The 15,510-nt window shown below is 60.3% G+C and carries 9 protein-coding genes and 1 pseudogene; 3 read left to right on the forward strand and 7 right to left on the reverse strand.

What is annotated here, in order from left to right:
* Positions 1 to 4: 4 nt before the first annotated feature.
* The 5 genes and pseudogenes from ACZ9H4_RS15890 to ACZ9H4_RS15910 form a co-directional block, all read right to left on the reverse strand.
* Positions 5 to 2,746 (reverse strand): winged helix-turn-helix domain-containing protein, encoded by a 2,742-nt coding sequence (locus ACZ9H4_RS15890; RefSeq protein ID WP_476119566.1) that lies wholly within the window; start codon positions 2,744 to 2,746, stop codon positions 5 to 7.
* Positions 2,747 to 3,291: 545 nt separating this feature from the next.
* A pseudogene (locus ACZ9H4_RS15895) lies at positions 3,292 to 4,243 on the reverse strand (ISNCY family transposase); the annotation flags it as partial.
* Between the two features lie 325 nt (positions 4,244 to 4,568).
* Entirely contained in the window at positions 4,569 to 5,579 is a 1,011-nt protein-coding gene (locus ACZ9H4_RS15900) for an IS110 family RNA-guided transposase (RefSeq protein WP_408329270.1), read from the reverse strand.
* Between the two features lie 1,432 nt (positions 5,580 to 7,011).
* Positions 7,012 to 7,221: a hypothetical protein gene (locus tag ACZ9H4_RS15905; RefSeq protein ID WP_476119568.1), complete on the reverse strand. Its 210-nt coding sequence runs from the start codon at positions 7,219 to 7,221 to the stop codon at positions 7,012 to 7,014.
* Positions 7,222 to 8,566: 1,345 nt separating this feature from the next.
* A complete protein-coding gene (locus ACZ9H4_RS15910; protein WP_408141389.1) occupies positions 8,567 to 9,736 on the reverse strand; it encodes a zinc-dependent alcohol dehydrogenase in 1,170 nt (389 codons plus the stop codon).
* 329 nt (positions 9,737 to 10,065) lie between these two features.
* Here ACZ9H4_RS15910 and ACZ9H4_RS15915 point away from each other — a divergent pair, with 329 nt between their 5' ends.
* Both ACZ9H4_RS15915 and nadE read left to right on the forward strand, forming a co-directional pair.
* Positions 10,066 to 10,596 (forward strand): CinA family protein, encoded by a 531-nt coding sequence (locus ACZ9H4_RS15915; protein ID WP_476119842.1) that lies wholly within the window; start codon positions 10,066 to 10,068, stop codon positions 10,594 to 10,596.
* A complete protein-coding gene (nadE, locus tag ACZ9H4_RS15920) occupies positions 10,593 to 11,447 on the forward strand; it encodes an ammonia-dependent NAD(+) synthetase (RefSeq protein WP_476119571.1) in 855 nt (284 codons plus the stop codon). Before ACZ9H4_RS15915 ends, nadE begins: the two co-directional genes overlap by 4 nt.
* 327 nt (positions 11,448 to 11,774) lie before the next feature.
* Here the strand turns inward: nadE and ACZ9H4_RS15925 are convergent, their stop codons facing one another.
* On the reverse strand, positions 11,775 to 12,659 hold the full coding sequence (locus tag ACZ9H4_RS15925; RefSeq protein ID WP_408141391.1) for a manganese catalase family protein: 885 nt from the start codon (positions 12,657 to 12,659) through the stop codon (positions 11,775 to 11,777).
* A gap of 735 nt (positions 12,660 to 13,394) precedes the next feature.
* Here ACZ9H4_RS15925 and ACZ9H4_RS15930 point away from each other — a divergent pair.
* On the forward strand, positions 13,395 to 13,985 hold the full coding sequence (locus tag ACZ9H4_RS15930; RefSeq protein ID WP_476119573.1) for a hemerythrin domain-containing protein: 591 nt from the start codon (positions 13,395 to 13,397) through the stop codon (positions 13,983 to 13,985).
* A gap of 168 nt (positions 13,986 to 14,153) precedes the next feature.
* Here ACZ9H4_RS15930 and ACZ9H4_RS15935 read toward each other — a convergent pair whose 3' ends face one another.
* Complete coding sequence (locus ACZ9H4_RS15935; protein ID WP_476119575.1) at positions 14,154 to 15,440, reverse strand: c-type cytochrome; 1,287 nt, start codon at positions 15,438 to 15,440, stop codon at positions 14,154 to 14,156.
* Positions 15,441 to 15,510: the final 70 nt, after the last annotated feature.

The following is a 15,510-nucleotide window of genomic DNA, read 5'->3' on the forward strand; positions in this document are numbered from 1 at the left end:
CTGGCTATCTGCCAGTGCGCAGCAGCCGCAGCGCTTGCGCGCGTGAGACAGCATGCGCGCGTTTGTCGACCGCAAGCTTGACGAAAATACTCTTCACATGAGATTTGACCGTTTCAGGCGTAATCCCGAGACTGCGTGCGATTTCCTTGTTCGACTGCCCTTGCGCAATCAATCCGACGATCTCGCGTTCCCTTGTGCTGAGCGATTCGCGTTCGGCGTCGCGCTGAGTTTGGCTGTTGGGCTGATAGAGCGCGCGCCAGCCATCGAACAGACGATCGATGTGATTCACCACATCCTTCGTCTGCGCTGCGTTGCGTGTACCATCGCGCACCGCCTGCAATAGCGTCCCGACTTCAGAACCCTGGTCGAGAATGGATTGATGGATGCCAGCGGGCACGGCCACTTTCACGACCTCGCCAAACACCTCTATCGCCTCGCGCGTTTTACCCGCGCCCATCCAGGCGAGTGCGAGCGTGGTTCGCAGGCGCAATGCGAGGTAGTCGCAGTGACGGCTTTCGGCGCTGCGCCACGCGGCGTTCAACGATTCGACGGCTTCGTGCGTCCGGTTCTGGGCCATCGCAACACAGGCAGTGGCGAGTGAACGATAGTTGTCGATCTCCGCCGAGACAGGAGGGGATGGTTGCAGGCCTCGGGCCGCGAGCCGATCGAGTTCGGAAACGCACGCCGAGGCTTCCGCCATTCTTCCTTCGCTGATATGCAGCCGGGTGCGTTCGACGAGCACCGCTGCAATCAGACGACGCCAACCGCGCCTGTGGCCGAGGGTTCGCGCGCGTTCAAGCAGCGCGTATGCCTCCGCGAAGTTCGAACGAGCAACCGCGATCCGGATGAGCAGACGATACGCGATCAGCACGCTATCGAGCATGACGGCCAGATCGACGATTGGCATCAGATCGAGCAGGAGCGCTTCCGCTTCATCCAGACGGCCCTGCTCATAACGGAGCTGCGCGATCATTGGCGCGCACAGGGCGGCGGAGATGGACTGGGGACCGGAATAACGCTCGGCCAGATGCATTGACTCCATGAAATACCGCTCGGCGAGCACAAAATGCATCTGCTGCATTTCCGTGTGACCGAGCAGGCACAGCCGGTACACCGAAGAAAACACATTGCGCTGGTCGTCCTCGATCGAATAGGGAACCCAGGGTGTCGCATACAGCGCTTCGAGGTTGCCCGCTTTCCAGTGTCCGAATCGCACAACGTTGGATACGACGTTGGTGGTCCAGACATCGGCGGACGGCCGGTCAAGACAGGCCTGCGCCATCGCGAGCGCTCGTTGCGGATCGTCCTGCAGCGCGGCCAGAACCGCACGGATCGCCTGACATTCCCAGCGCATGCGCTCGGTTTCGGCACCCGTGCTGGCGGCGGCATCGCGCTCCAGCGCATCGAGCATCGCCAGCGCGTCGTCAAAGCGTAGTGCCAGCGCCATGCCCCAGGCAATCGCTAGCCTGACCTGTAACTGTTCTCGCATCAGGTGCGCCGGGAACTGGCGCTGCCAGCCCAGCAATGTGAGCAGATCGCCTTTCGTGACGAGCAACATCGCGCAGCGGGCCATCAGCGAGATGGCTTCGTCGGTCGTGCCTGCGGCGATGGCGTGTCTGACCGCGTCGGTCCATTGCTCCTGTTGCGCGTACCAATGACACGCGCGCCGGTGCACGTCCGACACCTCGTCGCGGTACTGCGTTTCAAACCGTTGGCACAGGTAGTCGCGCATCAGGTGGTGATAGCGGAACCAGTGCCCTTCGACGTCCATCGGCTCCAGCAGAAGCTGGCGCGCGGCGATCGCTTCCAGCATGCTTTGGCTGCTCTCGTCGCCCGTCACCGCTTCGCACAGCGACGCGCTCAGCCGCTCGAGTGTCGCCGTGCGCAGCATGAACTCGACCATCGTCGCGGGCAGGTGTTTCAGTATGTCTTCGATGTAGGCGGCGAATGGCCGGGACGCGCCCGATGGCGTGCCTGATTCCACCCCTGGCCTGTGCTCTTCCCGTGCCAGCACCGAGGTAGAAATGCGTAACGCCGCAGCCCAACCCTCGGTGCTCGCGAACATCGACTTGATCGTGCCGGCGCCCAGCTTGCCCGGACACTCGCGTTCGATGAAGGATCGCGTTTCTTCGAAGTTAAAGCGCAGCGCCGATGCGTCGATTTCCAGCAGTTCGTTCCTCGCCCGCAAGCGCGCGAGCGGAAGCATCGAATCGGCACGCGTGCAGACCACGACATGCACGTGCGACGGCGCGTGCTCGATGAAGAACGCCATGACATCGTGAATGACAGGGAGGCTGATCAGGTGATAGTCGTCGAGGAACAGATAGACTTCGTCGTCGACGTCTACCAGCTCGTTGATCAGTGTCGCCACGATGCATTGCGCGGGGACGAGCGAGGCTTCGGCGGTCAGCCCGATCGCCGAAGCGCCGACGTTGCCGCAAGCCTGCCACAATGTTTGCGCGAGATGGTGGAGAAAGCGGGCGGGTTCGTCGTCGTCCGTATCGAGCGAGAGCCACGCAACGTGCGCGTCGCCCGTGCGCAGATGATTGAGCCACGCGAGCGCCAGCGAAGTCTTGCCGAAGCCCGCGGGCGCCTTGATGACGGTGAGCCGCTTGTTTTCCGCATACGCCGCCAGCTCAATCAGCCGTGGGCGCTCGATCAACCCGCGCGGCAAGCGTGGCGGAAGAAGCTTCGTCGCCAGAAGCGGCAGGGGCTTGCCTGGCGCACACTCGTCAGTCACTTGCATCGGCGGCTCCGGACACTCGGGGCGACGCTGGCTGCCGTTCTCCGTCCAGCCGATCGCGCTCCTCCAGGCGGGGGATATTGCGCAACGCCACGCGGAGTCACGATGGATTCCATAGAGGAGATCGAAGTGCAGCCGGAAAATGGTCCAGTGCGAGGGCTCACCGCCCGTGGCAACTCGCCAGGCGAGTGTCCGCGCGGCACACTGTTCACCCGATGATACGCCAACCACCTCCCGGAAGGAGACGTGTCTGCCGCACCGAACGGCAAACCGGCTGCTGGACTTGCTCTCGAACATGTCGATGAGATAGCGTTCCAACGCTATGCACAGGGAAGGGCGGCTCCGTTCGGTCCAAAGGTGCCGACGCTCGACTTCGGCAGTCTGCGGCCCCGCGCCAGTACCAGAGCGTGGCGGGTCATTCTCTTCCTTGAGTACCGCTTTGACGCGGCTGCGCCCCTGTGTGGGTATCGCTGTCAATTGCACGTGGCACACGTACACTGAATTCAATCAGAATTTCAGCGCAGCGTTACAGCAGGTCGCGGGACCGAACGGTCCGCCCGTGCTGACAAACAAGACGCATTGGAGATCTTGCGCGGCACCCGACAGGCCAGGATTTGCCTCCGATCCTCGTCAGCGCGCAACGGACGGTGCGCGTCGTGATCGCTCTTCGGTGATTTGCCGACACGCCGGTTGAAATCAGCAATGAAGGAGGGCGCATACGCATTGGCTCCCGCAGCCGTGCTGATGCCACGCAACCGCAATTCTTATACAAGCCGGTCCTGCAACGTCAGGTGGGCCCGTTCGACGCGCCCCTTGGCGGGGCTACTGTTCGCGCAGAACGTGTCGATGCTCAGTTCGTACATCGCCCGACCGAAATGGGTCACGCTGTTGCCATCCTTGTTCGCATCCGTCTTGCGAAACACGCTGTACTTGTCGCTGTAGAACGCGACCGGCTTGCCGTGCTGTTCCAGATATGCCCGGGTCACCTCAAAGTAACTGAAGGTCGACTCGGTGGCCGTGAAATGCAGCGCCATCAGCCGGCTGCTCGCATCGTCGACATACACCAGCAACGTGCACGCCGGCGCCCGTTCCTCGAACCAGCGATGGTGGCTGCCGTCGCGGAATCCACAGGCCGGCATCCGTCATCAGGTGACGCACCGTTTCCTTCGACAGCGCCAGCCCGTGACATTCGCGCAGCTTCTCGCAGGCGAGCGTTGGTCCAAAGTCCGGGTAACGATCCCGGATCAGGTTCAACGCGCGCTCGGCCACGCCGTCTGCCAACCGGTAGTTGCTCGGGTGTCCTCGATGCCGTGACAGCAGTCCCGAAGCGCCCTGGCTGCGATAGCGCACGGTCAGCCGCTCAACCTGACGCCGACCCAGATGGAGCCGTTCTGCGGCCTGCCACGTCATCAGCATGCCATCGACCACCGACTGGATCGTCCTGAGCCGGTCAACCTCGCGCATCGACATGGTGATCGTGATGAATCCACCTCCGTTCATGTCCGGCTCCCGGGCGGTGCTCATGCCGCAGCATGCGCCACAGCCGCCGGCCCGGAGCCGGGAACCGGACATTTCTTATATGGTCGCCTCCCATTTGCAAGGAGATTGTGCGTGGCGAGGAGGGTGGTTGCGGACTTATATCCGGACTCGATCGCGGGACGTGCCCGCCGGCCCCGATGGATTTCGCCGCAAAGGTCCTAATCTAAATGAGCGGACTCGAAGTCCGAGAAATGTCTCAGGCTTGCCCTTGCGCGGTCCAACCTGTCTTGCCATCGTTCAATACACCTGTGCAACCGTTGATGAGGTTAAATGCCTTGATGCATGGTCAGTGCACTGGCGTCGCCTGATACGTTCGCCCATAGGCGAGTAATGCCCAGATCGTTCGCGCGATCTTGTTGGCCAGTGCAACAGCGACCACGTTCGTCGGACGCCGCGTTAGCAGGAGGCGCAATCGTTCGGGCAGGTGCTTCGAACTTGAGATGACAGCTCGGGCACCGTGTATGAGTAGCGTCCGTAGATACACGTCGCCACGTTTGCTGATGCCGCCGAGCCTGATCTTGCCGCCTGAACTGTTCTGACTGGGCACCAGGCCGAGGTAAGCCGCAAATTCACGCCCAGACCGGAAGTTTTTCGCCTGACCGATCACAGAGACTGCGGCGGTGGCCGTAAGCAACCCGACACCAGGAATCTCCGAGATACGCAGACATGCTTCGTCATTGCGTCGCCATTCGATAATGCGCTGCTCGATGCGCCCGATCTGTTCGTCGAGCACGAGCATTCGTGAGAGCTGGTCCTGGAGGCTTTCCGTGAGCATCGCCGGCAACTGGTCTGCCAGCGTTGCGAGTGCAGCTCTGGCGGCCTCGATCGAGGCACGGCGACCCTGCGGCAGAATCACGCCGAACTCGTACAGCAGACCGCGCATCTGGTTGACCTGCATGACGCGGAACCGTACGAGTTGCTGTCGCATCCGGTGAAGCGCGAGCATGGCCTGCTGGTGTTCTGTCTTCACGGCCACGAAGCGCATGCCCGGACGCTGCGCAGCTTCCCAGATTGCCGCTGCGTCCGCCGCGTCGTTCTTGTTCGACTTGACGAACGGCCGCACGAACTGCGCTGCAATGAGCCGGACATCGTGGCCAAGCCGCGCCAACTGCCGTGCCCAGTGATGAGCGCTGCCACAGGCCTCCATCACTACACGCGACTCTGGCCGGTTGGCAAAGAACGGCAGCAACTGCGCGCGTTTGAGAACCTTGCTGTGGATTGCGCCGGTGTCAGAATCGACGAAATGGATCTGGAAGACGCGCGTAGCCAGATCGATGGCAATGATCGTGGGTTCCATCTGATTCTCCTTGACGGCAGGACTGCCGAATCCGCAATGTCGCACGTTCCTGACGCGAGACCGCGGCGCCGGACAGACCGCTAGGGCGGGAGGCGACCATTCCATCTAAAAAGCCCTGACACCCAAAACGGTGATAATTTATATTATGTCAAATACAATAATCCACTGCGGACTCGCGCGCCGTAGCCGTCGGTTTGCGTAAATTTGTTCCCATTCGCTGCAGAATTTTGTTCCTTGAGCGAGTGGGCGTAAATTTCCTTTATAAAATAAGCGCTCTTTAGTCTGGGGGGCGCCTACCGGTGAATATTTTTCAGTTGTTTTTTTCTGACTTAAGGGCTGCACACTATAATAGACCGTGAAAAGTCCTATCGTGGAATCTGCGAAGAACGCGATGAGGAAAAATCACTATTAGGCAATCTCGAGATATGTTACGAACGCCAAGTTTTTTCGAGCCTCTTTGGGCCTTTCACAACAGGCCGTTGCTGACCTGTTCGGACTCTCCCGGGAAACGGTGGCCTATTAGGAGTCGGAAGATGCCGATTTTCCGACGAGATATATTCGAGTCTTGATCTTGTTCTACGCACCGCTTGACTGTCGCCCTGATATTGTTGAACAAGATGGAACGGATGGTGGCGACAAAGACAATTGACGCCTCAGTGATCCTTGGCAACACCCATTCTTCGATCCACGGCTCGACCGCTAGAACACGCTCCAAAAAACTAAAATATAATTTTGACGGAGTTTTTCTACGATGGTTTGCGCTGTGTCCAAAATATGCTGTTGACGCCTTTTCATTGACTTTCAATGCATTCACGGAAATCATTTAGAAACACTACAGAAACCACTCCGAAATACCGTCACCGTCTTTCGAATGGTTTAGGTCAGAGCAGAACGAGCAGCTGGCCTGCTGCGCTTTCCAGTGGGTTGACGGCAACCTGCATGTCAAGCTATGCAAATCACGAATCGCGTTTTTTCCGCCTGCAGGGCGCACGGGCGTCGGCTGAGATGAGCCCTGCTTTCGCCTACAACGGCTTGCAATTACGCAGGGTGAATTGATCGAAGGCAGAAACGCCACCACGCAAATCATCATCGACCCTGTCGACCAGTTCGCACGTGAGACTGACCACATGTCACTCTGCGCGGTGCGCGGACAAACGCCCATACGCCACGCTAAGAAGGCTTGCAGGACCAGCGGATTGTGGAAGCCATCTATGACTCGGCGCGCACGGGTCGTGCGGTGAAGATTGCCATACCGGCCGGCCCGACGCGCGGGCCCGAACCGGATGAAGAACACTTCTGAGCGAAGGACCGGATCGCTTCGCACAGAGGCTACCTGCACTGACCAGGAAATCCGGTCCTTTTTCCGTGGCAGGGTCCGTCATGCGCCTTTCGATGCACGAAGGGGGAGCTGGATGAACTAGAAGCCTTTCGGTCAAGCGCCGTCCTCCCGCACTATCTGGACGACGATGAGTGTCCCGCTGGACGCATCGAGAGCCGGGTGAACGGCGAGGCGCTCGCTTGCTACCAGTACGACCGGCTGTCCGCGGATCAGGTGGATGTCGGCAAAAAGCGGCTTAAGCCCGCTGTCGCGTCGTCCCGTCAGGCCCAACTTGAGCGGATAACCGGCGTATTGCGAGATCATCGTCGCGCGCCAGCCCACCTCACGCCAACGCTCATTGGCCTGAGCCGCTCGCGCTCACGGGCGCGTTTGGACCACCTGGTACAGCGGTGCCGCCCGGTTGCGTCGCCGGCGGTGCGCCGTCGGAGCCCGGCTTTGACGGTTTCATTTTGCGAGTGTGGGTGGAATTATGCGCCGGCGCTGCCTGCACGTTATCCCCAGCATTAAGGCCTTGCGAGGAACCCGATTGGTTGCCTTGCGCAAACACGCCAGAAGAAGTAGAAATGGCGAATGCGCCTAGCGTCCAAAGAATAGTGTGGCACTTCATGACGACCTCCGGATATCGTGGCCAGCAAGCATTAAAGGAACGACTCGCATAGTACGCCGGCAGCGCGGCGCGCCGCGCGGCAACAACCACGGCAGCAAGCAGCATGCCGCCACGGTTTGAAACTCGAAACTGGCGCGCTGCGCATAACCGACCATTGGACTCGCCCGTCGGTCGCCTTTACATCAGCATTAGACCGTGAAGAGAGATTTCCAATCAGCATTGCATTCTTGAAATCTCATGGAAGCGCTCCTCCAGTTTGAATAGACGTTGGGTGGCAAGAGATTTCAGAGAGCGAAGATGGTCATGTTCGTAGCCGTTTCCCCAAAAAATGAAGTTTCTCCGAACGGCATTTGATTTGCCATAGACAAGAACAGGTCCGGAATTGAAGATCAAGAAGTTCAAATTATCATGCTCGGCCTGCCCGCTGTTGTTGATTGCGGACGCTCGCGATGAGGCAAATAAATTGTCGGAATAAATCCGTGTCGGTGGAAAATTCCGATGAAAAGCCGCTTATTGCCTACGACGTTTCCGTCTGCATGCCCCGCGACCTGACTAATAGCCCGAGAGTGCCTCAGATATATCCAACATCGGTTTGGCGACAGCCCGACCTTGATCAATAGCATGGCTCTCCGAGCCAACGGACATTACAAACGATGGCCACGAACCATGCCGAAATGTTGGGCGAAAATCGGCAAAAAATGCAAAGTACTCATCTTATGAGATCGAGCCTTGACTATCCCTCTGTACCGAACATGACGAGAAGCAACGATGCCTACCGAGTCGATCAAGCATCGCGAAAACCGCCCGATGGCGCAAGCAAGCAGCGGTTTGTTTTCGTTTCCATCAGTCGGCGAAAGCAGGATCCCAAACGCGTCGACGAACCCGGCCGCAGCGACTCTCCATGATCTGGCATCGCCGGGTACACGATGCTGCGCCAGTGTCGGCGTCGGGAGTTGATGGGACAGCGCTAAACGCGTCAACGGCGCGCTCCCGGCTGGCTCCCGGCGTAGGGCCCAGCCGCGCTCCAGACGCGCCGCGACGCTACGGCTTCAACACGACTTTGATGCATCTGTCTTCCTTGTCGCGGAACACCTTGTACATGTCGGGGCCTTTTTCAAGCGGCACGGTGTGCGTGATGACAAATGACGGATCGATCTGCCCTTCTACAATGCGTTGCAGCAGATCATCGGTCCAGCGGTTCACGTGCGTCTGGCCCATCCGGAACGTCAGGCCCTTGTTCATCGCCGCGCCGAACGGAATCTTGTCGATCAATCCGCCGTAGACCCCCGGGATGGACAGAATGCCTGCGGGACGACATACGTAAATCATCTCGCGCAACACGTGAGGCCGATCTGTTTCGAGCATCATTGCCTGTTTGGCGCGATCATAAATCGCATCAAACGACCGCGTTGCATGCGACTCCATACCGACAGCGTCAATACATTTTTCGGGCCCTCTTCCGTGGGTGAGTTCTTTCAAGCGGTCAAGCACGCTCTCGTCATTAAAATTGATCGTAATAGCCCCAGCGGCACGGGCCATTTCCAGCCGCTCCGATACCCGGTCAATGGAGATCACCTGCTTCGCGCCAAGCAGTATTGCGCTTCTTATCGCAAACTGCCCCACCGGACCCGCCCCCCAAATGGCAACCGTGTCTGAGGGCTCAATCTCGCATTGAACCGCTGCCTGCCAACCCGTCGGGAAGATATCGCCGAGAAACAGGACCTGCTCGTCCGTCAGGCCGTCTGGGACCTTGACCGGCGTAAAGTCCGCAAATGGAACGCGCACGTACTCCGCCTGTCCTCCCGGATAACCCCCGGTGAGATGTGAGTAGCCAAACAGGCCGGCCGTGCTGTGACCGAACACTTTGTCGGCCATTTCCTTGTTCCGGTTTGAGCGCTCGCAAACTGAAAAGTACCCCCGGCGGCATTGATCGCATTCGCCACACGCTATTGTGAACGGCACGACAACCCGGTCGCCCACCTTCAGTCGCCCGTTCCCGGCGCCGACCTCCATTACTTCTCCCATGAACTCATGCCCGAGAATGTCGCCCGATTTCATACTTGGCATGAATCCGTCGAAGAGGTGAAGATCCGAGCCACAGATCGCACAGCTCGATACCTTGATGATGGCGTCTCGTGGGTGTTCAATGGTGGGGTCCGGGACGTTATCGATCCGTACATCCTTCTTGCCGTGCCAGCAAAGGGCTCTCATTTCGTGCTCCAAGGTGAGGGGGTGCCCGTCGGACTGGCAAACGGATGCCGGCCTCGTAGCGTCTGGGGTAGTACGCCACCTTTCGCGCAAGGACCGCAAGCGCTGACTCGGTGCGATCAATCCGGTAACAGCAATCAGCACAGAGCAACGGACGGGCGTGCCGCGAGCGAAGCTCCGCCTGTTCATCGTCGGCCGTCGCCTGCCCGGCGTCTCAATGGCAGCGGCCTGCGCAGTAGAGCAACGTGCCGCTGCAACCGCGGACCGGTCCTTGCTGCTCGATCGAATACCGTGCACAAATGGATCAGCCGGGCGACTGCTGGAGACAAGCTATGAATGTTCCAATGCAAGCCGTGTCTTTTCTGACATCGCGAGGTCTGAAACTGGCGACTGCCGAATCCTGTACCGGCGGACAGATTGCGTCCTACCTGGCGAGCGTGCCGGGAAGCGGCGCGTGCCTCGACGTCGGATTCGTGAGCTATTCGCCATCGGGCAAAGCCGGCTTCCTCGGTGTCAGGGAAGCGACGATGGAAGAGTCCGGCCTGACGAGCGAAGCAGTCGCCCGCGAGATGGCGGAAGGCGCGCTTCGGCAGGAGGGTTGCTGTGCCGAAGTGGCCGTGTCCAACACTGGTCTCGCGGACCATGCCCCGGAGGGCGGTCCCCCAGCGGGCACGCAGTGCTTCGCCTGGTCGTTCCGGACCCGCGACGGCGAGTTGCTGACGTTCGCGGAAACGCGACAGTTTTCGGGTGATAGAAACGAGGTGCGTTCGGCTGCCGCGCTGTATGCGCTTTCGCGCATCGAGCATTATTTCAATCAGCTCCCGCGCACGCAGCGGGACCAATCTCAGAGGACTACGCCATGACTCTGTCATCTCCTACCGAGAGGAATGCCTGGCAACAGGCCGTCATTCGCGACCTCGGCGTTGCGCAAGAGTTCGACGTCGACGTGGAGCGCGAACAACGCGTCGCTTTCCTTTGCGACTACCTCATGTCACAGGGCCTTCGCACCTACGTGCTGGGTATTAGCGGCGGCGTGGATTCGTCCACTGCGGGCCGCCTTGCACAACTGGCCGTCGAGCGGCTCCGCGCGCGCGGCTACGAAGCGAGATTCGTCGCTGTCCGCCTTCCCTACGGCAGCCAGCGCGACGAGGAAGATGCCGCGCTCGCGCTGGAGTTCGTCCGTGCAGACGAGACATTCACGGTCAATATCAAGGATGCGTCGGATGCGATGCTATTCGCGCTCAAACGTGGGAAAGTCCAATACGTTGACGACTTTCAGGAAGACTTCGTGCTGGGTAACATCAAGGCCAGGCAACGAATGGTCGCGCAATACGCGATCGCCGGCGCGCGAGTGGGCGTTGTAATCGGCACCGACCATGCGGCCGAGTCGCTAATGGGCTTCTTCACAAAATACGGCGACGGCGGCGCGGACATCCTGCCTTTGGCCGGTCTCACAAAACGGCGCGTGCGCGCGCTAGCGCAGGCATTGGGCGCGGCAAACAGCCTTGTGCGCAAGGTCCCAACGGCGGACCTCGAATCTCTGACGCCGCAAAAGCCCGACGAGGACAGCTACGGCATCAGTTACGAAAACATCGACGATTTCCTGGAGGGGAAACCGGTAACCGAGGAAGTATTCACAACCATCCACCGCTTTCACACAACGACCCGTCACAAGCGCGCTCTGCCGGTCTCATTGATTTGCCCGCTACCGTGATCGACGAACCAGCCGGCGCTTAATACCGACCGCGCCGGCCGGGAAGGGAGCGGAAGTGCCGCACACGTCATCCCCTTGCCGGGCGACAACCATTTTGTGGAATGTATGTTGAGCTGGCCCTTTCTCCAATCCGGCAAATATTGCCTCGCCAAACGGGGTACGCCATGAAGGCAGCATCCAGGCGCGCCAAGGATAAAGTGCCCATGACGTGGGTTATCACACCGGCGTATCCAAGCGCTGTCGCGCCATCCCTGGCGCGGCAGCGCTGCAACAAGATCCGTGGCTACCAGCCCATTGCCTGATGCTGCGAGTCGAACACAGCGAGCGTCACTTCGGCGCCACAGCATCCTGGCCGGCGCCGAGGTCAGCCCCGGTGACAGGATCCTTTCCGGTCGCAGAGGCCGTTCGAGATGCCATAGCCCCTAGCAACTCCAGGTCTTTCTCAGAGACCTGAACGCTTGCGAGTCCGTCGCCGCCGTCGACTGCGGGCTCCGGCTTCTCGACGAATTCCCAGCCCGGACCCTCGTTCCACGGACCACGCGGGGAATCATCGCCATCCGACATGTTGTAATAGACGTTGGTAAATTCAGGAACGCCCGGTATTTTTCCTTGCGGAAAATTCGGTTGAATCGAGTGCAATGCCTTCTCGAATGACTTCTGATGGGCAATCTCGCGGGTCATGAGAAAGCCGAGCGCGTCCTTGATGCCCGGATCATCGGTCACATTGATCAACCGTTCATAGACGATCTTCGCACGCGCCTCCGCCGCGATGTTCGAGCGCAGGTCGGCGGTAGGCTCGCCGATCGTGTCGATATAGGCGGCGGTCCACGGTACGCCCGCTGAATTGGTCAGAGCGGGTCCGCCGCCGTAAAGCAGCGCCGTGGTGTGCGAATCGTTGCCGCCAGCGGTGAGCGAGCGGTAAAGCTCGGCTTCCTGTTCGACGCCCTCCGCGAGTTGGCCCTTCGCGCCCTTGTTGAGCATCGCGACGATGGATCCGATGATCTCCAGATGGCTGAGTTCTTCCGTCGCGATGTCGAACAGCATGTCGCGCCGACCTGGGTCGTCCTCGCTTACCGCCTGAGTGAAATAACGACACGCTGCCGCCAGTTCTCCCTGTGGGCCGCCGAATTGTTCAAGTAGCAGATTGGCAAGACCGGGATTGGGGGTTGCCACGCGGACGGTGTATTGAAGCCGTTTGTTGTGCACGAACATTACTTTTCTCCGAAAAAGAATGTGAGTTTCGTCCGCGTCCTTCCGCCAAGCGCGTGGCCGGTGGAACCTCAGACGAAGCTCGATCAGTTGGAAAACCAGCTATTTGGGCGACAACGAACGCATGTGCGGAATGTCGCCGACCTTGGGTCTCAGAGCGAATTGCTCTGGCGTACTGTGCGCGCAGGACGCACGGGAGGTACCTGCGCCTGGGATTTCGCATGCGGCATGCCTGACCGGGGATCAGTTGGCTGCGCGGATGACGTCAGGCCGGCGTCCTTTCCAGACATCAGCCATCTGCCAATTCCCGCTGTTCGGTCCGTTGCGCAACGGTCTCATGGTAATCACGGCCGCGGGTCAGCGTGTAAATGTGAAACTGGGATCATGCATGACAACTTGTCGAACCGCGTAACCGACCTGGTGGGTACCTCCCTTGCTTCGGGTCCAACTGCGCCCCCTCGGCGGAGGCGAATGCGAAAGAGATGCCGCTATGGACGATGACGGTCGCTGCGAACGCATAACTGGGCGGGCCGATTTCTGCCCGTGCTGTGGCATAGCGCCGTAAGTACCGCTACGACGGGTAGCGTGCGGCGACACCGCGTTGTTGATAACGGCCCGCATGGCGAACAGTGTTTCAATGCGCACCGCTGATCGTCAGTCTGGATTGGTGGCCTCCCACGTCCGTCGGCAAACAGATCGTCAGCGGCCTTCATCACATCTGGCACTCTGGAGAACCGTATGCCTGATGACACTTCCACAATGTCTCCGACGATCACTTCGATGATCCGGCTCGATCATATGCACGTGCTCGCGGCCTTCCATCGCTATCACGCCACCAGCCCCTGGTGGCGCAAGCGCGCAATCGTGAATTCAACCTGTGCCGCTCTGGAAATCCACGCGCAACTGGAGGAAGAAATTTTCTATCCGGCGTTGGCCGCAGTAATCGTCGACGATCCAGCGCTCAGCAAGAGCCGTCCAGAACACGACGAAATGCGGACCACGATTGGCCGGCTGCGTACGATGGGGCCGGAGAATGCCGCTTTCGACGGGCTCTTCCATCAACTGATACGGGAGGTCATACATCATGTAGCGGACGAAGAGACGGTATTGCTACCGGCCGCCGAGCGGGCGCTCACAGGTGAGCTCCGCTCCTTGGGCGCGAAAATGGCACGTCGCCGGCTTCAGCTACTCGGCGAGCGACCGCGCGAAATTGCCGTTAATACGGCGGGCACGTTTCCGCTCGCCACGTTGCTGATTGGTACGCTCGCTGTACTCGGCATCACGCATTGCCTGCCAAAGTCGCGACGACTCCGGCGTGATACTGACTGAGCGACTTGCAGGGATTGGACCGACCGGCGTCGGGCCGGCTTTGCCGCGGCGGTGGCAGAGGCGCGATGACCACTTACTCGTGCGTCTGCGCCAGGCCTCCGCTACGCAAGCAAGAACAAGCGTCGTTACGCACCGTCTTCACGCGATGATCGCAACGCGCACGCAGCGCTATTTGTGCAACTTCTGCCGTAGCGCACTTACGTCGTTCGCAGTGATTGGCTGTGCGTTGTTGCCCCACGCGCTGCGAATATACGTGAGTACCTGGCCGATTTCCACATCGGCGAGCGTGTCGGCGAAGCGCGGCATCTGCTGGCGCGGCGGGCCGGTGAGTGTGGAGGGACTGTTGCCGCCTTCGACCACGAGCCGGATCAGCGACGTCGTATCTTCCGCGAGCACCGACGAATTGCCTGCGAGCGCGGGAAACGCATTCGGTACGCCCTTCCCCGCGTCGCCGTGGCATTGCGAGCAGAACGAGCGGTAGACGTTGTAGCCGACGGATTGCGAATCGGGTACGCGGCTGCCGTTGAGCGGGTTCCGCGCGACGTCGTCCGCCGGCGCATAAGTACCCGACGGATTACTCGGCGGCAGCGACTTCAGATAGCGGCCAATCGCGAGCAGGTCGTCGCCCGTGAGGTACTGCGTGCTGTCCTCGATCTGCTCGACCATGCTGCCATATGCGACGTTGCCATTACCATGCCCCGTCTTCAGAAATGCGGCGATTTCCGGCGCGCGCCAGCGGCCGAGTCCCGAGCCGCGATCGCCAGTGAGATTCGGCGCGAACCAGTGATCATTGACGCCGCCGGTGAGAAAGCTGGACGACGTTTCGTCGGTGCCCTTCTCCTGGTAAGCGAAGCCGCGCGGCGTATGGCAGCTTCCACAATGGCCCATCGACTGCACGAGGTAAGCGCCGCGATTCCACTGCGCATCGCGGTCGGCACGCGGCCGATACGGCTCACGCGGCACAAACACCATTTGCCAGAACCGCAGCGCCCAGCGCTGGTTGAACGGGAACGGGATGTCCGATTTTGCGTTTGGCTTCGCGACCGGGGCGACCCCCTGCATCATGTACAGGTAGAGCGCGTGCATATCTGCGTCTTCGATCTTCGCGAACGCGTTATACGGCATCGCCGGGTAGAGCCGCTTGCCGCCACGCGCGACACCTGTGCGCAATGCACGCGCAAAGTCGTCGTAGGTGTACTGACCGATCCCGCAGTGCGGATCGGGCGTGATATTGGTCGCCATGATCGTGCCGAATGGCGAAACAAGGCCGAGTCCACCCGCATAGGGTGCGCCGCCTTGCGCGGCCGTGTGGCAACCGGCGCAGTCGCTAGCTTTCGCGATGTACTCGCCGCGCGCAAGCGTCTGTGCATCCGCTCGAGGCGCAGCGGCCCGCACTGGCGCACTTGCGGAAGGCGCCCCGGGGACGCCGCCGGACGACGCCGATACATCTTTCATGCGCGCTCCCCACATTGCAACGCCTGCAGCGCCCATGGCAAGTGCGACCGTGCACGCGACAAGCGCCGCA

The organism is Paraburkholderia sp. TE9906, from assembly GCF_056279605.1.